This is a genomic window from Phenylobacterium sp. LjRoot225, from assembly GCF_964252855.1.
Taxonomy (GTDB): Bacteria; Pseudomonadota; Alphaproteobacteria; order Caulobacterales; family Caulobacteraceae; genus Phenylobacterium.
The window spans coordinates 433,357-452,651 of record NZ_CAXUPL020000004.1 but is presented as its reverse complement, the minus strand read 5'-3'; the positions used below and the strand labels follow the sequence as shown (position 1 = coordinate 452,651).

Here is a 19,295-nt window from a genome sequence, read left to right as displayed (position 1 = left end):
GCCCCGCAACCTCAGCCTCAGGCTCAGAACGACTTCGCCACTGTGACGGCGCCGGCCACCGCGGTCTGCTCGGAGAAGCGGCCCGCCAGATCCAGTCGCCAGCTGAAGCCGCGCCCCTCGCCGGCCAGGCTGAACTCCGCCTCGGTCCGGTCGTGCGCGAGGTCGCCGAGGTCGAGGACCTGCTGGCCCATGGCGTGCTGGGCCGAGGCGAGACGCACGGTCAGCGGATCCACCTCGCTGCGCTGGCCGACGTAGCTCACCCGCAGGGACGGGACCAGGCCGCCGAAGCGCCCGGCGACCTCAAGGCCGCCGGCGAGCTCTTCCCAGGTCGCATCGTGGTTGCCGTAGGCCGCGTTGCCGAGCGAAGCGCCGCTCTCGGTGTAGGCCTTCATCATGACGCGGGAGGTGCGCGCGGCGACGAACGGCCCGAGCCGGACCGGCCCCATCTGCCGCGACCAGCCCGCTTCCAGCCGTGCGTTCAACACGTCGGCCTTGGCCGTTCCGGTCCCCGTCAGGCCGTAGGCCGCCGGACGCGCGAGCTCGTCGAAGTTGACGTTGCTGGCGCCGCCCGCGGCGGCCTGGACGTAGAGGCCGCTCGGCCCGACATAGCTGCCGTAGAAGCTGAAGCTCGCGGCATCGGACTTGGCCCGGAAGCCGGACGCCTCCACGTCGGCGCCGCCGTAGGCCGCCGCCGCGCCGACCCGCACCGGACCGGCGGTGAAGTCGGCGCCCAGCGCCACGCGCGGGCCGTCGCCGCTCGGCTCGTCGTCGACCGCGACCCCGTTGACGAGCGACTGCGACCAGCCGCCCTGAGCCCAGAGGCGCAGGCCGGGCGCGAAGGCGGCCCCCAGCTGGGCCGCGCGCCGCGCCGCCGCGGCCTCGCCGAAGCCGGCGGCGGCCGCCGCACCGCCGAGGTCTTCGGCCAGCTGCAACGACATGCCGGCGACGACCGGAGCGCCCAGGCGCATCGCCTGCAGCGCCAGCGGATCGACGTAGGTCGGCAGGGTCAGGCGATAGACCAGGATGACGTTGTCGTTGTTTCCCGAGCCCCGCACGCCGGTCAGCGAGGCGTCGAAGTCCTGGCCGTTGATCCGGCCGTTGGCGGTCATGAAGTCGTTGTCGTTGCCGACCAGCAGGAAGAAGTCCTGCGGCGCCTTCTCCTCCAGGGTCGGCAGCAGGCCCATCGCCTCCCACTTCTCCGACAGCGAGAGCAGGTCCGAGGGCGCGGTCTTGAGGTTCATGCCGAACTTGCCCAGCTGGACCGGGTTCAGCATGTTGACCAGCTGCACCTGCTGGACGGGCTTGATGGCGGCGTTCAACGCTCCGCCCGGAGAGACCGCGCCGTTGGCGGCGGTCTCATAGGTCGTCCCGGCGATGTTGGTGGCGCCGGTCGTGTCGACCAGGAGGACGCTTTTGAAGACCGGCGAATTGGCGGCGTTCGGATCGGCCCCGCGACCGATCCCGTCGCGCGACAGCACCAGGAACTGATTGCTGTTGAGCGCCAGCATCTCCGACTGGGCGGCCGTGGCGTTGGGGGCGCCGCCGTCGCCGGCGGTGGTCAGCACCGGCAGCTGCAGCACATAGTGCTCGACCGGCGCCGTGGGCGTCCGCGTCTGGCTGATGTCGTAGACCAGGATGCGGGTGTTGTTGCGCCCCTGGTTGCCCGAGCCGGTGTCCTGCAAGGTCGCGCTCTGCAGGATGGTCACGAGCCGCTGGCCGTCCGGCGTGACGGCGACCGCCTCCAGGCCCTGGTTGTTGCGCCGGCCGGTCGTGGGCGCGGCGCCGCCGTTGAAGTTGACCACGCCGCCAGTGCGCGGCAGGAGCGCGGAGACGGTCTGGATGGCGCCGATCTGCCGGCCGCTGGCGTCGAAATAGTAGAGCCCGGCCGCATACTCGTCCGAGATGTAGAAGGAGCCGTCGGCGAGACGCGCAACGCCCTCGGAGTCCAGGCTGATGCGCCCGGCGCCCTCGCCGCTCGCGGGACTGGGATAGAGGACGCCGTTGCGGGTGATGACGTTCGAGCCCGCGTCCTTGCCGGTGAAGTTCAGGCCGGTGGCGTCCGTCAGGAAGAAGCCGCTGTCGGGCGTGATGCTCAGCTGGCTCTGCGAGCTGGTCGAGGCCGGCAGGTTGGCCGTTCCGGCGTAAGGCGTGAGCTTGATGTCGCTGACGTGGATGCGGTTGCGGTAGTCGGTGGTGCCGACGAACGGGCCGACGTCATTGGGGCCGCGGTCCGGCAGGGTCCAGATCTTTCCGGAGTAGGACCCGTCGGCGTTGCGCCGCCAGCTCGACGCGTCCACCGACATGGCCGAGAACGAGCCCAGGGTCTCGCCGGCGAAGTCGCGCGTGGTGGCCGAGAGCCGGCCGACGCCGACCAGGCCCTGGTTCACGAAGGTCGCGCCGCCCAAGGTGACCGACTGGGCGCCGGCGGCCGTGGTGACGTTCGGCGTCCTATAGGCGACAGACTGGGCGTCGGCCGGTGCGGCGACGAGGCCGAACAGGCAGGCCGAGGCGCTGGCGAACGCCAGCGAGCGAAATGACGACATGGTTGCACCCCTCCAGGTGGAGAAGCGGCTAGCGGCGACAGGTGACGCTGCGACGACAGTTCGGTCACGTCGCGATGACAGCGGATTACGGCAGGGGCGGCTCAGCCGTCTGGTGCGGCCCGGTCCCTGGGAACGGAGCGGCGGCGCGCCGGGGCTGGCTAGGCCCGGCGGCCCTTGGCCGCGACGTTGCTCACGCCGAGCGCGGCGAGCGCGGTGCGGACGATGCCGTCGGCGTCGAGGCCGGCCTCGACGTACATGAGGTCGGGCTTGTCCTGGTCCTGGAAGATGTCGGGCAGGGTCAGGACCCGGACCTTCAGGCCGCGGTCCAGCGCGCCATGCTCGGCCAGGGCCTGCAGCACGAAGCTGCCGAAGCCGCCCATCGCGCCCTCCTCCACCGTGATCAGCGCCTCGTGCTCGCGGGCGAGCCGAAGGATCAGCTCGACGTCGAGCGGCTTGGCGAAGCGGGCGTCGGCGACGGTCGTCGAAAGTCCGCGCGCAGCCAGCAGATCGGCGGCCCGCAGAGACTCCGCCAGCCGGGTCCCGAAGGAGAGGATGGCGACGGTCGTCCCTTCACGGACGATCCGGCCCTTGCCGATCTCGAAGGGCTCGGCCAGCTCGGGAAGCTCGACGCCCACGCCCTCGCCCCGCGGATAGCGGAAGGCGCTGGGCCGGTCGTCGATGGCCGCGGCGGTGGCGACCGCGCGGGCCAGCTCGGCCTCGTCAGCGGGGCCCATCAGCACCATGCCGGGAAGCGCGCCCATGAAGCCGATGTCGAAGCTGCCGGCGTGGGTCGGGCCGTCGGCGCCGACCAGGCCCGCCCGGTCCATGGCGAAGCGCACCGGCAGGCGCTGGATCGCCACGTCGTGGACCACCTGGTCGTAACCGCGCTGCAGGAAGGTCGAATAGATGGCGCAGAACGGCTTCATCCCGTCGGCGGCGAGGCCGGCGGCGAAGGTCACCGCGTGCTGCTCGGCGATGCCGACGTCGAAGGTGCGCTCCGGGAAACGCTGGCCGAAGAGGTCGAGGCCGGTGCCCGAGGGCATGGCCGCGGTGATGGCGACGATCCTGGGGTCCTGTTCGGCCAGCTTGACCAGCTGGGTGGCGAAGACCTTGGTGTAGCTGGGCGCATGGGTCTGCGCCGGCTTGGCCTGCTGGCCGGTGACCACGTCGAACTTGGCCACGGCGTGGTGCTTGTCCGCAGCGCTCTCGGCCGGGGCGTAGCCCTTGCCCTTCTGCGTCACGACGTGGACCAGCACCGGCTTGTCGGTGATGTTGCGGGCGTTCTGCAGGACGTGGACCAGGGCGTCCATGTCGTGGCCGTCGATCGGCCCGACGTAGTAGAAGCCGAGCTCCTCGAAGAAGGTCCCGCCGGTGACCATGCCGCGGGCGAACTCCTCGGCCTTGCGGGCCGCCTCCTGCAGCGGGCGCGGCAGGGCCTTGGCCACCGACTTGCCGACCCGGCGCAGCGACTGGTAGCCGCCGCCGGAGACCAGCCGGGCCATGTAGGCGCTCATCCCGCCGACCGGCGGGGCGATCGACATGTCGTTGTCGTTGAGGATGACGGTCAGCCGGCCGGTCGTCTCGCAGGCGTTGTTCATCGCCTCATAGGCCATGCCGGCGCTCATCGAGCCGTCGCCGATCACCGCCACGACGCTGTTGTCGCGGCCGTCCTGGTCGCGCGCGGCGCAGAAGCCGAGGGCGGCCGAGATCGAGGTCGCCGCGTGGGCTGCGCCGAAGGGGTCGTATTCGCTCTCGGCGCGCTTGGTGAAGCCCGACAGGCCGCCGCCCTGGCGCAGGGTGCGGATGCGATCGCGCCGGCCGGTGAGGATCTTGTGCGGATAGGCCTGGTGGCCGACGTCCCAGATCAGGATGTCCTTGGGCGTCTCATAGACATGGTGCAGGGCGACGGTCAGCTCGACCACGCCCAGGCCCGCGCCCAGGTGGCCGCCGGTCTGCGAGACGGCGTCGATGGTCTCCGCGCGGAGCTCGTCCGCGAGCTGCCTCAGCTCGCCGATCGAGAAGGCCCGCGTATCCGCGGGCGAGGAGACCTTGTCGAGCAAAGGTGTGTTCGGGGCCATGAACGCGACTGCCGGCGATGCGGATGAGGAGGACTAGCTTCGGCGCTCTAGCACGAAATCTACGCTGTCCCGCAGGAATTCAGCCGCGGCGCCGAAAGGCTCGAGATGCGCCTTGGTCTGTTCCACCAGCAGTTCCAGCCGCGTCCGCGCCGCCTCCGCGCCGAGCAGGGTCACATAGTTGGTCTTGCCCCGGGCGGCGTCCTTGCCAGCCTTTTTTCCCAGCGTCGCCTCGTCGCCCTCGGCGTCCAGCAGGTCGTCGACGATCTGGTAGGCGAGGCCGAGATCCTGGGCGAAGGCCAGCAGCGCATGGCGCTCGCCGTCCTTGGGGCGGGCGATGATCAGCGGCAGCTCGAAGGCCGCGGCGATCAGGGCGCCGGTCTTCAGCCGCTGCATGCGGGCCACCGCGCCCAGGTCGTCGTGCACGCCGATCAGGTCGATCATCTGGCCGCCGCACATGCCCCGCGCGCCGCTGGCCTGGGCGAGCTTGAAGATCATCTCCGCGCGTACGCCGCCGTCCTTGTGGGTGTCCGGATGGGCCAGGATCTCGAAGGCGGCGGCCTGCAGGGAGTCGCCGGCGAGGATGGCGGTGGCCTCGTCATAGGCCTTGTGCACGGTCAGCCGGCCGCGACGCATGTCGTCGTCGTCCATGCTCGGTAGGTCGTCGTGGATCAGGCTGTAGGCGTGGATGCACTCCAGCGCGCAGGCGGCGCGCAGCACCGGCCGGTCTTCGAGATCGAACATCCGCCCGGTCTCGAGCGCGAAGAAGGGGCGCAGACGTTTTCCCGGCCCAAGCGCCGCATAGCGCATGGCCTCGGTCAGGCGTGATTCCGGCCCGTCCGCGCGCGGCAGCAGCTCGTCCAGCGCCACCGTCACCAGATCGGCCGCCTCGGCCGCGCGCTGGGCGAACAGGCTCATCAGCTGAACTCGGCGGGCTCGACCGCGGGCGCGCCGTTGGCGCCCCCGCCCGCACCCATGACGATCTTCTCGACCCGCAGGCGCGCGGCCTCCAGCCGGGTTTCGCAATGGGCCTTCAGCACCGCGCCCCGCTCGTAGAGCCGGATGGAGTCCTCCAGCGGCGCCTGGCCGGATTCGAGCCGCGAAACGATCTGCTCAAGTTCGGCGAGCGCCTGCTCGAAGGTCAGCGCTTGGATGTCGGGGGCTTCGGACATGGGCCGAACCTAGAGCCCGCGTTTGCCATGGTCCACCGGGTTTACGTCCGCTCGGGCTCGACAGGCCGACGTTATGGCCTTGAGTCCAAAAAGGCGCGCACCAGGGCGGTCGTCGCCTGCGGATTCTCCTCCATCACCCAATGACCCGAATCCGGCACGACGCCGGCGTGCACGTCGACGGCCGCGAACTCCATGATCTTCCCCATGGTCAGGCCGAAGGACTTCTCCCCGCCCAGGGCCAGCACCGGCATGGTGAGCTTGCCCTTCGTCAGGAAGGCCCGGTTGTCGATCGCGTCCTGGTCGAAGGCGGCGAACTGGGCGAAGCCGGAATGCATGGCCCCCGGCAGGGCGTAGAGCGCCGCATAGTGCTGGCGGGTCGCCTCGGTGATCCGGCGCGGATCGGCGGCGAACTCGTTCCAGAAGCGGTCGAGATAGATGCGCTCGCGCCCGGCCACCAGCCGCTCCATGTCCGGCCCGCCGAAGCGAAAATGCCAGAGCAGCGGGTTCTTGAGGATCTCCTCCCAGGGGCCGACGCCCGGCACGGGGGCGTCGATCACCACCCAGCGGGTCACGCGGTCGGGGTGCAGGGCGGCGAAGGCGAAGCCCACCATATTGCCGATGTCGTGGGTGACGAGATCGGCGCGGCGGACCCCCAGGGCGTCCATCACGCCGGCGACGTCGCCGGCCTGGGTCTTCTTGTCGAACCCGCCGGCCGGCTTGGAGGAAAGGCCGAGCCCGCGCAGATCCGGGACGATGACGGTGTGGTCGCGCGCCAGGTCGGCCGCCATCGGCGCCCACATGTCCCCGGTGTCGGCGTAGCCGTGCAGCAGCACGACCGCCGGACCGCGCCCGCCGACCCGCACGTGGATCGTCGCCCCATTGGTCGTGATCTCCCGGACGCGGAAATCCGGCGGAAAGGGCGTCATCTGGGCCAGCGCCGGCGCGGCCAGGACCAGGGCGGCGAACAGAGCGCAGACAAGGCGGAGCATGGCCGTCTCCCAGGGCAGGGCGCAACGCAGAGGCCATGCCGCCAAAGGCACACAACTCTGATCTGCGGGCGGAGTCCAGGAAACGCCGGGAGGCGAAGCGCCGGCATGCTGCTGCGCTCGCATCGGCCTTCGCAAGGGCGCAAGGTCGCAGCCCAGGAGGCGCCCGCACCATGACGTCACTCGCCCCGCAGACCTGGCCGGAACTTCCTTACGCCGCCCTACGTCCCACCGCCGACACCCTGCAGCTCTGGATGCAGATCGTCGGAAAGGTGCGGCTCGCGCGAACCCCGTGGCTCAACCACGGCTGGCACGCCGTCTTCTACGTCTCGGCGCGCGGATTCACGACCTCGCTGATCCCCGACCCGAGGACCAGCCTCGAGCTGGAGTTCGACCTGCGCGCTCATGTCCTGGCCGTCCGGTCCAGCGAGGGCGGCGAACGGCGCGTCCCGCTGGCCGCGGGCAGCATCGCGGCCTTCTACGCCGAGGTGATGGAGGCGCTCGCCGCGCTGGGCGCGCCCACCCGGATCGTTGCGACGCCGAACGAACTGCCCGACGCCACGCCGTTCGCCGAAGACCTCGCGTCTCGCCCCTATGACTCCGCCATGGCGACGGACTTTTGGCGCGCCCTTATCCAGGTCGACCGCGTCTTCCACCGGTTCCGGACCCGGTTCCTCGGCAAATGCAGCCCGGTGCATCTCTTCTGGGGCGGCGCAGACCTCGCGGTGACGCGGTTTTCCGGACGCAGGGCGCCGTTGCATCCCGGCGGGATCCCGCATCTTCCGGACGCCGTGACCCGGGAGGCCTATTCGCATGAGGTCTCGAGCGCGGGCTTCTGGCCCGGCGACAACGCCAAGGACGGACCGTGCTTCTATTCCTACGCCTATCCGACGCCGGACGGTTTCTCCGGGGCCAGGGTCGCGCCTGAGGCGGCGCGCTTCGACGAGCGGCTCGGCGAATTCCTCCTGCCTTACGAGGCGGTCCGGACCGCCGCCGATCCCGACGCGGCTCTGCTCGCCTTCCTGCAAAGCGCCTACGAGGCCGCCGCCGACGCCGCCGGCTGGGACCGTGACGCGCTGGAGTGCGAGGAAGGCGCGATCGGCCACCCGCGCTTGATCGTCGGCTGACGGGACGTGTTCAGCCTGCGCGCACGAAGCGGCGCATGGACCAGTATTTCCAGCCTTGGCTGTGCGCGAGCTTCCAGCCGCGACGCTTCAGGGCGCGGCCGATCATGAAGTTGAAAAAGCCGTGGGCCAGCACCACCACGTCCTCGCCGGTCGCGGCGAGACGTTCGAGCATGGCGGCGGCCTCGTCGGCGCGGCCCTCAGCCTGGCCGCGGGTCTCCTGGCCGTCATGATGGTTGAAGAACCACCACCAGAAGCGGGCGAGGAAGCCCCAGATCGAGGGCGACAGGCGGATCCAGGCGGGCCAGTTGGGCGGCGGCAGCGGCGCTTCGATCAGCACCGCTTCGCGGGCGAAGGCGCGGCCCAGCGCCAGCTTCTCGGCGCTTTCGATCGAGCGCAGCCGGGTGGACGAGACCAGGACTCCAGACTGTTCGACAAAGGTCGTCAGCATCGCCGGCGGGCTCTGGCCGGGCAGCAGGCCCAGCACCTCGTAGCGGGCCCAGAAGTCGCGGTATTCGCGCGCGTTCAGCTTCACCTTGCGCGACAGCGCCGGCTCGCCGTGGCGCGCCAGGACGATGGCGCCCGAACGGGACGTGGCGGGCGCGGCGGGAACCTCGGCGGTCAAAGCGTTGGTCATTCCATCAGGACGGCCCGACGCCGACGAGCGCCCCATGCCGCGTTCCCTCACCCCTCTGCAAGAGCCCTGACGTGCGCAAGCGCCGACTGGCCCAGAGCTTCCAGGTCGTAACCGCCCTCGAGCGAGGACACAACCCGGCCCCTGGCGCGGGCGCGGGCGACTTCGAGAATGGCGCGGGTCGCCCAGGCGAAGTCCTCCGCCTCCAGGCTCTGGCCGCCGTCGCCGATCGGGTCACGGCGGTGGGCGTCGAAGCCGGCGGAGATCAGGATCAGGTCCGGCGCAAAGGCGTCGACCTGCGGCAGCAGGCTCTCGAAGGTCCGGCGCCAGCGCTCGGCCGGCGCCCCGGGCGCGACCACGGCGTTGACGATGTTGGGCGGATCCGCAGCGCTCGGCTGGCCGCTGCCCGGCCACATCGGGAACTGCTGGATCGAGGCCAGCATGAGGTCGGGATGGCCGCGGAACACCGCCTCGGTGCCATTGCCGTGGTGGATGTCGAAGTCGACCACCGCCACCTTGCGAAAGCCCGCCGCCTGCGCCGCGCGCGCGGCGATCGCCACGTTGGAGAAGATGCAGAAGCCCATCGTCGTCGCCGGTTCGGCGTGGTGGCCCGGCGGCCGCACGGCGCAGAACGACCGTTCGGTCTCGCCGCGCGCCGTCGCGCGCACAGCCTCGACCACGGCCCCGGCCGCGCGCCGCGCCGCCGAGAGGCTGCCGGCCGAGACGAAGGTGTCGGGATCGAGCTGGATGAGGTCGCGGCCGGGCGACAGGTTCAGCAGGCGCTCGACATGGGCGTGGGGATGGACCAGCTCCAGGTCGGCGCGTTCGGCGAGCGGCGCGTCGGCCGGCGCGAGACTGAGATCGGCCGCGTCGCCCAGGGCGTCGACGACCGCGCGCAACCGCTCCGGCCGCTCCGGATGCCACTCGCCAGGACGGTGGTCGAACATGTCCGCGTGGGTGTAGAGCGCGACATCCATAAGCTCACTATCTCAGACCGAAGCCGAAGCATTGCAAGAAACTATCCTGCGCCGGGCGACCCCGGCCGACGCCGAGGCGCTGGCGGCCATCGGCGTCGCCACCTTCACCGAGACCTTCGGCCACCTCTATCCGCCGCAGGATCTGGCGGACTTCCTGGCCGAGGCCCACCGCCTGGCGCGCCTGCGGGCCGACCTCGCCGACCCGCGCAAGGCGGTCTGGCTGGCGGAGGCGGCCGGCGAAGCGATCGGCTATGCGCTGGCCGGGCCTTGCGACCTGCCGCATCCGGACGTCTCGCCCGACGACGGCGAGCTGAAGCGGATCTACCTGCTGGGGCGGGCGCAGGGCGGCGGCCTGGGCGGCCGGCTGTTCGAGACCGCGCTCTCCTGGCTTCAGACGGACGGGCCGCGGACGGTCTGGATCGGCGTCTGGTCGGAGAATCTGGGCGCCCAGCGGTTCTACGGGCGGCGCGGTTTCTTAAGGGTCGGAGAGTACGGTTTTCGCGTCGGCGAGACGGTTGACAGGGAATTCATCTTGAGGCGGAACGCGGAGAGTTTTTCTAATGAGGCGCCGTAGTTTCGCTGTCGGGCACACGAATTCGCCTAAGTTATGGGCGTTCACCGAAGAAATATTGCACCGATTTAACCTGTCGCCTATGTGCTCCTACGCGCGCGCGCCACATTTTGCTGTTATACAGAGGGTGCTAGCGGAGGGACTCGGGCGAGGATGTTAAGGATCGGCTACGTTCGGTTGCGGGATCAAGACTCGGCGGTCGAAACGTCGGCGTTGAAGACGCTTGGATGCCATGTGGTCCGCGCCGAAGAACCGCAAATGACCGGCGGCGACGAGTCCGCCGTCCTGCTGTCCATCCTCGACTTCGTCGGCGCCGGCGACCAGCTGGTCGTCACCCGCCTTAACAACCTCGGCGATTCGGCGCGGGCCGTGCTCGACGTCCTCGACCGGCTGCAGCAACGCGGCGCGGTTCTGGTGGTCGCCGAACCGGAGCTGACGAGCGAGGGCCTGGGCGGCCGCGCCCTGCGCGCGGCGCTGGAAGCGGTCGCCTCGATCGAACCGCACACCGCGCCCCGCCGCCGCCGCCCCGCCGCCGACGAGATCCTCGAGCTGCAGCGCGCCGGCGTCGGACCGGTGGAGATCGCCCGCCGGCTCGGGGTCTCGCGGATGACCGTCTGGCGCAAGCTGAAGTCCGTCGAGGCTTAGGGGCGGCTTATCCGGTCATCCCCGCGAAAGCGCTACGGGACGCACACATCTTCGCTGGAAGCTGCATAGGCCACCGCAAGGCCGCAACGCCCCCTCCGTCTCGCTGCGCGAGCCACCTCCCCCGCTGCGCGGTGGAGGATCTGGGCCGAAGATGCTCCACCGCTTGCGGGGGAGCTGTCGCGAAGCGACTGAGGGGGCGTTGCGGCCTTGTATCGGCTCCGGCGCATATGTGTGCATACCCTAGCGCTTTCGCGGGGATGACCGGGCGCCTCAGCTGATCGCGTCCAACAACCCGATGGCGTCGTGGTCCAACATGGCGGCGCTGATCCGCGCGACGTAGGCGGTGTTGACCGCCTCGGACTGGAAGACGGCGTCGTTGACCACAAAGGTGAAGTAGGCCCGCGCCAGGCAGGCGCCGTAGTCGCTCATCACCTCGTCGAAGTCCGGAGGCTCGACGCCGTTGCGCGCCAGCTCGTCCAGATAGAGGGCGACCAGCGGGCCCTCCCATCGCCGCCGATCGGCCGGGTCCAGGGCGCAGGCGATGTGGTAGCTGACCTCCCCCGCCGCCGGGCCCCGGTGCGGCAGGGAATCGAAGAAGCCGGGCGTTCCGTCCGTATCGACGTAGAGGTTCCCCAGGTGGGTGTCGCCGTGCTGGATGCAGCTGGGCCGACGCCCGGACAACAGCACCAGCCGGTCCAGGGCGTGCGTCATCCAGGCCGGATCGTGGAAACGCACCGAGGCGGCCGCCCCGCGCGGGGAGTCGATGAACCGCCGCCAGGTGTCGGGCTCGAGGTACTGGCTGGCATAGGCCCGGTTGGCGGGCATCAACTCGGCGACCCAATCCCAGCGCCCGCCGGGCGCGAACTCCGGGCTGTTCCAGGTCTTCGCGTGGAACCGGGCCAGCACCCTCAGGCGACGGGCCACGGCCTCGAAGCGCTCCGGCCGCAGCGGATTGCAGAAGGCCACGCCGCGCGCCACCAGATCCTCCATGAGGATCACGCCCTGGCGGCGCTGGGCGTCATAGTCGGCGAAATAGCAGGCGGGGCTCGGCAGCTTCAGGACCGGAAAGAGGTCGCGATACCCGCGGACCTCGGTCTCATGCATGAAGTGCATCTCGCGGCTGTGCGGCTCGAAGCCGCCTTTGAGGATGACGGTCGGCGGGATGCCGGCGCTGCGCCCCGCCGCGTCCATTTCCAGCCTCAGCCGCACCTTGGTGCAGGTGCCGCGCTTCACGTCGACGATCTCGAAGGCCTCGACGCAGACGCCGGGCGCGCGCGTCCTGAGGGCGGCGGTCAGCCAGTCGCGGTCGATCTCCTCAAGCGTCAGCGGCAGGGGCAGGGCCTGGCGATTAGCCACGGGCCGGCTCCAGCGTCGGATCCACCTGGATCTTCAGCGCCCGCTTGCCGGCGCGCAGGCTCTCGATGGTGGCGGGAACCTCTTCCAGGGCGATCACCTCGCTGATCATGATCTCCGGCCGGACATCGGCGTCGTCGAAGGCCCTGGCGGTCTCTTCGAATTCGGCCAGCGAATAGGCCAGCGGAAAGAACAGCCGGACCTCCTTGAAGGTGCAGCCGGCGGGGATCACCGGCTCCTGGCTGGCGCACATGCCCATGGCGATCACCGTCCCGCCGACCCGCGCCTGGGCGATGGCGCGGTTCAGCAGGCCGGGCTTGCCGACGCATTCGGCGACGATGTCGGGCGGGCCGCCAAGCGCCTGGAGCAGGGCGTCGGGATCGTCCTCGTCGAAACTCACGACCGCGTCCGCCCCCATGGCGAGAGCGACCTCGCGCCGGTGGTCCGACCGCGAGGCCACGACGATCCTGCCGGCGCCCAGCCGCCGCGCCCAGAAGGTCATCGCCAGGGCCATGGCGCCGGCGCCCAGCACCAGGATCCGCTCGCCGCCGCGCATCCCGGCCTGGCCCATCCCAGCCTGGCGGAGGGCGTGCAGGCCGCAGGCCATCGGCTCGACCAGGGCGCCGTCGGCGAGGCTGAGACTGTCCGGCAGGCGGACCGCGCCGTGGATCGTCGGCGTCATGTAGTCGGCGAAGCCGCCGCCGTGGCCTCTCACCGCGCGACAGAGGATCGGCCGGCCGTCACGGCAGATATCGCAGGCGCCGCAGCCGGAGGCCGGCATGCAGGCCACGCGGTCGCCGACCTTGAAGCCGTGCGCGTCGCGTCCGACCGCCACCACCTCGCCCGCGCACTCGTGGCCGATGTGCTGGCCCAGCGGATAGTCGAAGGCGCTGCCGGAGGTCATCGAGACGTCGCCGCCGCAGACGCCGCAGCGCGCGACCTTGACCACCAACCCATCGGGGGCGGGCGCCGGGTCCGGGACCTCCTCGATGGTGATGCGACCTGCGCCGTGGAACACCGCCGCGCGCATGGGTTTTCCTCCTGCCGGCGATCTTACGCGCCCTCCGCGGAACCTGCCGCGCCGTCGGGCGGGCGTCCAGCGCCTTCCGGCCGCCAGCTGCGACCCGCTAGTATGACGGCGGGACGGATGCGTTGGAGGTGGAGATGACCGAGATGGAGCAACTCGCCAGGGCGGCCATCGCCAAGACGCTTGCGGCCTGCACCCAGGCCGGCGACGCCCGCAAGGCGGAGGCCTACGCCAGTTGCTTCACTGAGGATGGCGTGCTCGATCTCGGGGGGCGCCTGGTCGGGCGCGACGCCATCCGCCAATGGATGTCAGCGCCCTCGGTCATCCCGCAGCCCGGCGGCGGCAAGCCCGGCTACGTCAGCCATCATCTGACGACCTGCCGGATCGACCTGACCTCCGACCGCTCGGCGACCGTCAGGACCTACTGGCTGGTGATCAGCGCCGTGGGCGTGGACCATAGCGGCTATTATGATGACCGCCTGGTCGCCTCGGGCGACGAATGGCTGATCGCCTATCGCCGCCCCCGCACCCTCTGGGTGGCGCCGACGAGCCTGATCGCCGGCGCGCACTGACCGATCGCGCGTCCTAGAGCAGGAAGTCGCCTGACGTCAGGCCGGTGACGCCCTTCACGAACACCTGGAAGTCGGCGATCCCGTTGCCGTCCACGTCGGCGTTTACGTAGGTGCCGCCGCCGAGCTCAACCGTCTGGACGCGCCCGCCGGCAAGTGACGCGGTCCCGACGAAGGTGAACGCCTGGTCGCCGGCGACGTAGGTCTTTGCATCGATCCCCGACAGGTCGATCCGGTCGATACCCTTCTGGAAATCCAGGATGGTGTCGCCGATCAGGGCGGGCGAGTCGCCGACCGCGCCGAAGGCAAACCTGTCGGCGCCCGCGCCGCCGGTCAGCTGGTCACGGCCGGCCCCGCCGGTCAGGGTGTCGTCGCCGGTCCCGCCGTCGAGCAGATCGGCGCCGGCGTCGCCGCTCAGCAGGTCATTGTCCGCCTCGCCCCACATCCGGTCATCGCCCACGTCGCCGTACTGGATGTCATTGCCGTCGCCGCCATTCATCACGTCCTGGCCGAGGCCGCCGAACAGCTGGTCGGCGCCGGCGTGGCCATTCAAAGCGTCGTCGCCCGCGTCGCCCCAGAGCCGGTCGTCGCCCGCATCGCCATGCAGCCGGTCGGCGCCGTCGCCGCCGAGCAGAAGGTCATTGCCGGCGCCGCCGGAGCCGAAGTCGGCGCCCTCACGGCCGAAGAAGTAGTCCACGCCGTCGCCGCTCCAGGCCGTGTCGTTTCCCGTGCCGCCGTCCATCGTGTCGGCGCCGGCGCCGCCCCACAGGGTGTCATTGCCGTCCAGACCGTTCAGCTTGTCGGCGCCGATCCCGCCGACGACCACATTGCCCAGGGCGTTGCCGGCGCCGGTGAAGTTCCCGCTCCCGATGTAGGTCAGGTCCTCGACGTTAGCGGTGAGGGTGAAGGCCGACGTCCGAGACATCACCAGGTCGTGGCCGTCGTTCGCGCCCTCCAGGACAACGTCGTCCACCTGGTCGACGACATAGGCGTCATCACCCGCACCGCCGGCCAGCAGGTCCTGTCCCGCGCCGCCGTCCAGCAGGTCGCGGCCAGCCTCGCCCCACAGGTGGTCCATGCCCGCGCCGCCGTTGAGGTCGTCGTCGCCGGCGCCGCCGAAGATGAAATCTTCGGCGGCCGTGCCGTAGAGTTGGTCTGGGTTGTTCGTGCCGATGATGAAGTTGGGCATGGTCTCGTCCTTCGCCTGAGCGCCGTCTCTGTTGGCGAGGAAGATGAGGACCGACGGTATCTGACGAAGGTCGCGCCTGTTTCAGTCAGGTTTCATTTTGGCCCCGCCCGGACGCGGGGCGCGCACGTCGCGCCTGGGACTCGCCCTGGACATCGCCGTCCGGCGCCTCCATCGTCGACGTCAAACGGACGTTCGCTCGCAGCCGCGCGCGCCAGCAGAGGACCGCCCCGCCCCGATGTTCATGCGCTTCTTCACCGAGCTCCGCGAAGCCAAGGTCCCGGTGACGCTCAAAGAGTACCTCATGCTGATGGAGGGACTCGACAAGGCGGTGATCGATCGGCGGGTCGACAACTTTTACTATCTGTCGCGCGCCGCCCTGGTGAAGGACGAGAAGAACCTCGACAAGTTCGACCGGGTCTTCGGCCACGTCTTCAAGGGCCTCGAGCGGCTCGACGACGACCATGTCGCCGACATCCCGACCGAATGGCTGCGGAAGATTTCGGAGAAGTTCCTCACCGAGGAAGAGAAGGCGCAGATCGAAGCCCTCGGCGGCTTCGAGAAGCTGATGGAGACCCTGGCCGAGCGACTCAAGGAGCAGCAGAAGCGCCACGAGGGCGGCAACAAGTGGATCGGCACCGGCGGGACCTCGCCCTTCGGCGCCCACGGCTACAATCCCGAAGGCGTCCGCATCGGCCAGGAGAAGGGCCGCCACGGCCGCGCCGTGAAGGTCTGGGACAAGCGCGAGTACAAGAACCTCGACGACTCCGTCGAGCTCGGCACCCGCAACATCAAGGTCGCGCTGCGCCGCCTGCGCCGCTGGGTGCGCGAAGGCTCCGCCGACGAACTGGACATGGCCGGCACCATCCGCGGCACGGCGGAGAAGGGCTATCTCGACATCCAGCTGCGCCCGGAGCGGCGCAACAAGGTCAGCGTGCTCCTGTTCCTCGACATCGGCGGCTCGATGGACGGCCACATCAAGGTCTGCGAGGAGCTGTTCTCGGCGGCCCGCGCCGAGTTCAAGAACATGGAGTTCTACTACTTCCACAACTGCCTCTACGAGGCGGTCTGGAAGGACAACCGCCGCCGCCAGGCGGAGAAGATCCCGACCTGGGACGTGCTCCACAAGTTCCCGCACGACTACAAGATCATCTTCGTCGGCGACGCCGCCATGAGCCCCTACGAGATCACCCATTCGGGCGGCTCGGTGGAGCACTGGAACGAGGAGGCGGGCGCGGTCTGGCTGCAGCGGGTCGCCGACATCTACGAGCACATCATCTGGCTGAACCCCACGCCCGAGCGGCAGTGGGACCACTCGCCCTCCACCGCCCTGATCCGCCAGATGGTCGGCGGCCGGATGTTCCCGATGACGCTGGACGGCCTCGACCGGGCGATGAAGGAGCTGGCCCGCTGAGCGGGGCCTAGGCGGCCCTTAGGCTGCGAGCGCCCAGGCGAACTTCAGGTCCTCGACGAACATCTCGTAGGCCTTGGCCTTGGCGGCGGCGTCCGGCAGGCGCAGTAGGTAGGAGGGATGGTAGGTCACCACGCCCTGCGCCTGGTCGGCGAGCTGGATGGCGTGCTGCCGCATCTTGGCGATCGGGGTCGGCCGGCCGAACACCGCCATCGCCGCGGTGGCGCCAAGGGCTACGACCACCCGCGGCCGCACGATCCGCCGCTCGGCGTCCAGCCACCAGCGGCAGGCCGTCACCTCTCCCGCATCCGGCGTCTTGTGCAGCCGCCGCTTGCCGCGCAGCTCGTGCTTGAAGTGCTTCACGGCGTTGGTGACGTAGGTCTCGGCCCGCGGCACGGCGGCCGCGGCCAGCGCCTGGTCCAGCACCTGGCCCGCGGGCCCGACGAAGGGATGGCCGGCCAGGTCCTCCTGGTCGCCGGGCTGTTCGCCGACGAACATCAGCCGGGCGACCTTCGGCCCCTCGCCCGCCACGCCCTGGGTCGCGTCGCGCCAGAGGTCGCAGCGCCGGCAGAGCTGAACCCCCGCGGCGATCTCCTCCAGGCTGGTCGGCGCCTGGCCGTCGTAGGGCGCGTCGCGGCTGGCGCGCTGGGCTGCGCGCACGACGCGGCGGCTGGGTTCGGTCGGGGCCTGGCGGACCATCTCTTCGACCTGGGCTTCGGCGCGGGCGATCAGCTCCGGAATGAGCCGGGCCTCGGGCGGGTTCCGCCAATAGCGCTGGGGTGTCCCGCGACGCATCATTTGCGGATTGAGCCGCGCCGGGTTGAAGATCGCGGCGTAGCAGGTGCGCCAATAGTCCTCCAAGGCGTCCTCGCCGGGGACGTCGGCGGGATCGGCGCCCGGCGTGAACGCCAGCGCCCTCATGTCCCAGTGGACGCAGACGTCCGGCGTCAGGATCGAGAAGCGCATGTTGGCGAAGCGCCGGGCGAAGAAGGGCGCCGTCCATTCGGCCACCCGGTGGGCCGGCTCGAACCAGGCGACATAGGCCGCCTGGCCGTCGACGTCCTCGACCTGCCGGAAGCGGACGAAGGCCTTCATTTTTTGGACCGCCTGCTCCACCTGCCGGGCGAAGCTGCGCGCCTTGGCCACGTCGGGGTCCGGGGCGAGGCGCAGGAGATGGGGTTCGGCCGACAACCGCCAGAGCAGGCGATAGAGCAGCTCGAACCGCTCGTCGGAACGATGCAGCACCACCGCCTCGGCCAGCTCCAGGAACTCGCGCGGAACGCAGAAGGCGGCGCCGAACGCCCCCTCCGTCGGCTTCGCCGACACCTCCCCCGCTACGCGGTGGAGGATCTGGGCCGTAGATGCTCCACCGCTTGCGGGGGAGCTGTCAGCGAAGCTGACTGAGGGGGCGTTTGGCGCGGAACCTGCAAACAGATCCCCCTCCACCGTCCACAGCGCCTCGCCCGGCGCCACCCCCCTCGCCCGCAGGTCGCGCGCGGCCTGCCGCCAGCCGTCGAAATCGGTTTCCGAGGCGAGACGGACGACCTGCATCAGAAGCGGCTCAGCTGTTCCGGCCGCGGCGCGAGCCGCTCGCGCCGATCGGTCAGCGCGTCCGGCGTCCAATCGGCCGTGACGATGGCCAGCTTGCGCTTGAGGTCCAGAACCGCCATCCGGCCATTCTAATGTTCATGTTTTGTTCCGTCCATCCGTAATCCGGAGGGCGCGGCGCGGGTCCTCGTCTATGACGGCGTGGCGGGTCGTTTCTCGGCGCCGCCGAGCCCGTCCGTCAGTCGTTCAAAGCTGGCTGCCGGGAACCTGACGCCAAGCTCTCCATCCTCCCCGCAAGCGCTGGAACAGCTGGAATCGAAGCCGCCCAGGGCGTGAAAGGCGCAGGCGTCGATCGCGCCAATGGCTGTCCAGACGTCGTTCTGCAGCTGGCCGCGGCGGGGACGACAGATATGGGAAATTGAGGTTATCTTGCAGGCTCATCCGAAGTTCAGGCCTCCGACAAGGGTTGAATAGTTTCCAACCGTCGCGCCCGTTTCGCCCGGGCTAGGCGGTCGGACTCAACGATCACATGGGCGTCTATGAAAAATGATGGGTCGGCCGTCGCGCCCCATTCGAAACGGGCGCCTTTTTGATGATAAACAGCCTTATTCTTACGAAATCCGCCTTAGATGTATTCTCTGTCGCCTTGATTAAGACACAAAAACGCCAATATCCAACTTGGGTTACGCATGACGCCGTGTCAATTGGAAATTGTGCTTGAAAACCCGCTCACCTCAAGGAGGTGCGCGGGACGCGCCTGGAGCGCCGCGCGCAAAGGCGGACACCGGTCTTGCGCGTGAGAACGCGATCAAACATTTGATTTTATTGCTATATTCAACAACCAGGCGATTTCGCCCGATCGCATTGCGCTCGGGGACTCCGGTCCTTGCCACAAGGGCCTGCGCCCGGCCGGGGATCCTTCAGGCAGCGAGCGCCCTACTTCGGCCAGGTCGCATTGACGAATTCAACGCGTCCGGCCGCGGCTTCCTCGCGCAGCGTTTTCGAGGCGGTGTCGAAGCTGACGTCGGGCGAGGCGGGCGCGTTCACCCGCGGATTGCCGCCCTGCCAGACGACGCGGCAGGCCCGCCGCTTGATCTTCCAGCCGCCGTCGGCGCGGACCAGCGCATCGTCGTACCAGCCGGTTCCCTGCCAGAAATCGCCGCCCTCGGTCCCGCGCTTGATCAGCAGCCAGCTGCCGTAGACGAAGGCGCGGGCGACGTCGCCGCTGACCTCGACGAGGTGGTTCATCATCACGTGCTGGGTGCTGTCGAAGGGCGCGTGATAGGCGGCGAAATCGCGCCTGAAGCTCTCCAGATCCCGCCAATGCGCGGGGTCCGCATAGTCGGCGTCGACGTCGGCGGTGAAGATCCGATCGAACAGGTCCCAACGCTGGGTGTCCATCGCGAGCGCGTAGAGGTTCAGCGTCTTGATGATCGACGCGACGTCCTGAGCCGACATGTCCGTCCTCCAGAAT

At 69.8% G+C, this 19,295-nt stretch carries 17 protein-coding genes; 5 read left to right on the top strand and 12 right to left on the bottom strand.

From position 1 onward, the window contains the following. Window positions 1-23: 23 nt before the first annotated feature. The 5 genes from ACSQ2B_RS22215 to ACSQ2B_RS22195 all read right to left on the bottom strand — a co-directional run bounded on the left by ACSQ2B_RS22215 (window position 24) and on the right by ACSQ2B_RS22195 (window position 6,779). A complete protein-coding gene (locus tag ACSQ2B_RS22215) occupies window positions 24-2,543 on the bottom strand; it encodes an esterase-like activity of phytase family protein (protein ID WP_436053356.1) in 2,520 nt (839 codons plus the stop codon). Window positions 2,544-2,701: 158 nt separating this feature from the next. Next, window positions 2,702-4,621, bottom strand: coding sequence for a 1-deoxy-D-xylulose-5-phosphate synthase (gene dxs, locus ACSQ2B_RS22210; RefSeq protein WP_436053354.1), 1,920 nt, complete (start codon window positions 4,619-4,621; stop codon window positions 2,702-2,704). 33 nt (window positions 4,622-4,654) lie between these two features. After that, window positions 4,655-5,536 (bottom strand): polyprenyl synthetase family protein, encoded by an 882-nt coding sequence (locus ACSQ2B_RS22205; RefSeq protein WP_436053352.1) that lies wholly within the window; start codon window positions 5,534-5,536, stop codon window positions 4,655-4,657. Next, window positions 5,536-5,790, bottom strand: a complete 255-nt coding sequence (locus ACSQ2B_RS22200; protein WP_436053350.1) for an exodeoxyribonuclease VII small subunit — start codon at window positions 5,788-5,790, stop codon at window positions 5,536-5,538. Before ACSQ2B_RS22200 ends, ACSQ2B_RS22205 begins: the two co-directional genes overlap by 1 nt. Before the next feature lie 71 nt (window positions 5,791-5,861). Then, window positions 5,862-6,779: an alpha/beta fold hydrolase gene (locus tag ACSQ2B_RS22195; protein WP_436053349.1), complete on the bottom strand. Its 918-nt coding sequence runs from the start codon at window positions 6,777-6,779 to the stop codon at window positions 5,862-5,864. A 170-nt stretch (window positions 6,780-6,949) separates the two neighbouring features. Between ACSQ2B_RS22195 and ACSQ2B_RS22190 the strand changes: the two genes are divergently transcribed. Next, window positions 6,950-7,903 (top strand): DUF5996 family protein, encoded by a 954-nt coding sequence (locus ACSQ2B_RS22190; RefSeq protein ID WP_436053347.1) that lies wholly within the window; start codon window positions 6,950-6,952, stop codon window positions 7,901-7,903. A 10-nt stretch (window positions 7,904-7,913) separates the two neighbouring features. Here ACSQ2B_RS22190 and ACSQ2B_RS22185 read toward each other — a convergent pair whose 3' ends face one another. Then, window positions 7,914-8,537 carry a histidine phosphatase family protein gene (locus ACSQ2B_RS22185; protein ID WP_436053346.1) on the bottom strand — a complete coding sequence of 208 codons (624 nt, stop codon included), beginning with the start codon at window positions 8,535-8,537 and terminating at the stop codon, window positions 7,914-7,916. Between the two features lie 47 nt (window positions 8,538-8,584). Next, on the bottom strand, window positions 8,585-9,511 hold the full coding sequence (locus ACSQ2B_RS22180) for a histone deacetylase family protein (protein WP_436053345.1): 927 nt from the start codon (window positions 9,509-9,511) through the stop codon (window positions 8,585-8,587). A 31-nt stretch (window positions 9,512-9,542) separates the two neighbouring features. On the opposite strand from ACSQ2B_RS22180, the gene ACSQ2B_RS22175 reads away from it, so the two are divergent. After that, on the top strand, window positions 9,543-10,085 hold the full coding sequence (locus ACSQ2B_RS22175; protein WP_436053344.1) for an N-acetyltransferase family protein: 543 nt from the start codon (window positions 9,543-9,545) through the stop codon (window positions 10,083-10,085). Between the two features lie 150 nt (window positions 10,086-10,235). Beyond that, the gene (locus ACSQ2B_RS22170) at window positions 10,236-10,727 is read left to right on the top strand and encodes a recombinase family protein (RefSeq protein WP_436053342.1); all 492 of its coding nucleotides are present in this window, start codon (window positions 10,236-10,238) and stop codon (window positions 10,725-10,727) included. Window positions 10,728-10,997: 270 nt separating this feature from the next. Here ACSQ2B_RS22170 and ACSQ2B_RS22165 read toward each other — a convergent pair whose 3' ends face one another. Both ACSQ2B_RS22165 and ACSQ2B_RS22160 read right to left on the bottom strand, forming a co-directional pair. After that, complete coding sequence (locus ACSQ2B_RS22165; RefSeq protein WP_436053341.1) at window positions 10,998-12,083, bottom strand: phosphotransferase; 1,086 nt, start codon at window positions 12,081-12,083, stop codon at window positions 10,998-11,000. Further along, a complete protein-coding gene (locus tag ACSQ2B_RS22160) occupies window positions 12,076-13,110 on the bottom strand; it encodes a zinc-dependent alcohol dehydrogenase (RefSeq protein ID WP_436053340.1) in 1,035 nt (344 codons plus the stop codon). Before ACSQ2B_RS22160 ends, ACSQ2B_RS22165 begins: the two co-directional genes overlap by 8 nt. 134 nt (window positions 13,111-13,244) lie before the next feature. Here ACSQ2B_RS22160 and ACSQ2B_RS22155 point away from each other — a divergent pair, with 134 nt between their 5' ends. Then, window positions 13,245-13,679: a nuclear transport factor 2 family protein gene (locus ACSQ2B_RS22155; RefSeq protein ID WP_436053339.1), complete on the top strand. Its 435-nt coding sequence runs from the start codon at window positions 13,245-13,247 to the stop codon at window positions 13,677-13,679. Window positions 13,680-13,692: 13 nt separating this feature from the next. Here the strand turns inward: ACSQ2B_RS22155 and ACSQ2B_RS22150 are convergent, their stop codons facing one another. After that, entirely contained in the window at window positions 13,693-14,865 is a 1,173-nt protein-coding gene (locus ACSQ2B_RS22150; protein ID WP_436053337.1) for a calcium-binding protein, read from the bottom strand. 235 nt (window positions 14,866-15,100) lie between these two features. Here ACSQ2B_RS22150 and ACSQ2B_RS22145 point away from each other — a divergent pair, with 235 nt between their 5' ends. After that, complete coding sequence (locus ACSQ2B_RS22145) at window positions 15,101-16,276, top strand: vWA domain-containing protein (RefSeq protein WP_436053336.1); 1,176 nt, start codon at window positions 15,101-15,103, stop codon at window positions 16,274-16,276. 18 nt (window positions 16,277-16,294) lie between these two features. Here the strand turns inward: ACSQ2B_RS22145 and ACSQ2B_RS22140 are convergent, their stop codons facing one another. Both ACSQ2B_RS22140 and ACSQ2B_RS22135 read right to left on the bottom strand, forming a co-directional pair. Then, complete coding sequence (locus ACSQ2B_RS22140) at window positions 16,295-17,824, bottom strand: UdgX family uracil-DNA binding protein (RefSeq protein ID WP_436053335.1); 1,530 nt, start codon at window positions 17,822-17,824, stop codon at window positions 16,295-16,297. Between the two features lie 933 nt (window positions 17,825-18,757). Then, window positions 18,758-19,279 carry a nuclear transport factor 2 family protein gene (locus ACSQ2B_RS22135; protein ID WP_436053334.1) on the bottom strand — a complete coding sequence of 174 codons (522 nt, stop codon included), beginning with the start codon at window positions 19,277-19,279 and terminating at the stop codon, window positions 18,758-18,760. Between the last annotated feature and the right edge of the window lie 16 nt (window positions 19,280-19,295).

Excerpts from the sequence above, each read along its gene's own strand:
- ACSQ2B_RS22215 (WP_436053356.1), bottom strand. The coding sequence starts at position 2,543 with ATGTCGTCATTTCGCTCGCTGGCGTTCGCCAGCGCCTCGGCCTGCCTG.
- dxs (WP_436053354.1), bottom strand. The coding sequence starts at position 4,621 with ATGGCCCCGAACACACCTTTGCTCGACAAGGTCTCCTCGCCCGCGGAT.
- ACSQ2B_RS22205 (WP_436053352.1), bottom strand. The coding sequence starts at position 5,536 with ATGAGCCTGTTCGCCCAGCGCGCGGCCGAGGCGGCCGATCTGGTGACG.
- ACSQ2B_RS22200 (WP_436053350.1), bottom strand. The coding sequence starts at position 5,790 with ATGTCCGAAGCCCCCGACATCCAAGCGCTGACCTTCGAGCAGGCGCTC.
- ACSQ2B_RS22195 (WP_436053349.1), bottom strand. The coding sequence starts at position 6,779 with ATGCTCCGCCTTGTCTGCGCTCTGTTCGCCGCCCTGGTCCTGGCCGCG.
- ACSQ2B_RS22190 (WP_436053347.1), top strand. The coding sequence starts at position 6,950 with ATGACGTCACTCGCCCCGCAGACCTGGCCGGAACTTCCTTACGCCGCC.
- ACSQ2B_RS22185 (WP_436053346.1), bottom strand. The coding sequence starts at position 8,537 with ATGACCAACGCTTTGACCGCCGAGGTTCCCGCCGCGCCCGCCACGTCC.
- ACSQ2B_RS22180 (WP_436053345.1), bottom strand. The coding sequence starts at position 9,511 with ATGGATGTCGCGCTCTACACCCACGCGGACATGTTCGACCACCGTCCT.
- ACSQ2B_RS22170 (WP_436053342.1), top strand. The coding sequence starts at position 10,236 with ATGTTAAGGATCGGCTACGTTCGGTTGCGGGATCAAGACTCGGCGGTC.
- ACSQ2B_RS22160 (WP_436053340.1), bottom strand. The coding sequence starts at position 13,110 with ATGCGCGCGGCGGTGTTCCACGGCGCAGGTCGCATCACCATCGAGGAG.
- ACSQ2B_RS22155 (WP_436053339.1), top strand. The coding sequence starts at position 13,245 with ATGACCGAGATGGAGCAACTCGCCAGGGCGGCCATCGCCAAGACGCTT.
- ACSQ2B_RS22150 (WP_436053337.1), bottom strand. The coding sequence starts at position 14,865 with ATGCCCAACTTCATCATCGGCACGAACAACCCAGACCAACTCTACGGC.
- ACSQ2B_RS22145 (WP_436053336.1), top strand. The coding sequence starts at position 15,101 with ATGTTCATGCGCTTCTTCACCGAGCTCCGCGAAGCCAAGGTCCCGGTG.
- ACSQ2B_RS22140 (WP_436053335.1), bottom strand. The coding sequence starts at position 17,824 with ATGCAGGTCGTCCGTCTCGCCTCGGAAACCGATTTCGACGGCTGGCGG.
- ACSQ2B_RS22135 (WP_436053334.1), bottom strand. The coding sequence starts at position 19,279 with ATGTCGGCTCAGGACGTCGCGTCGATCATCAAGACGCTGAACCTCTAC.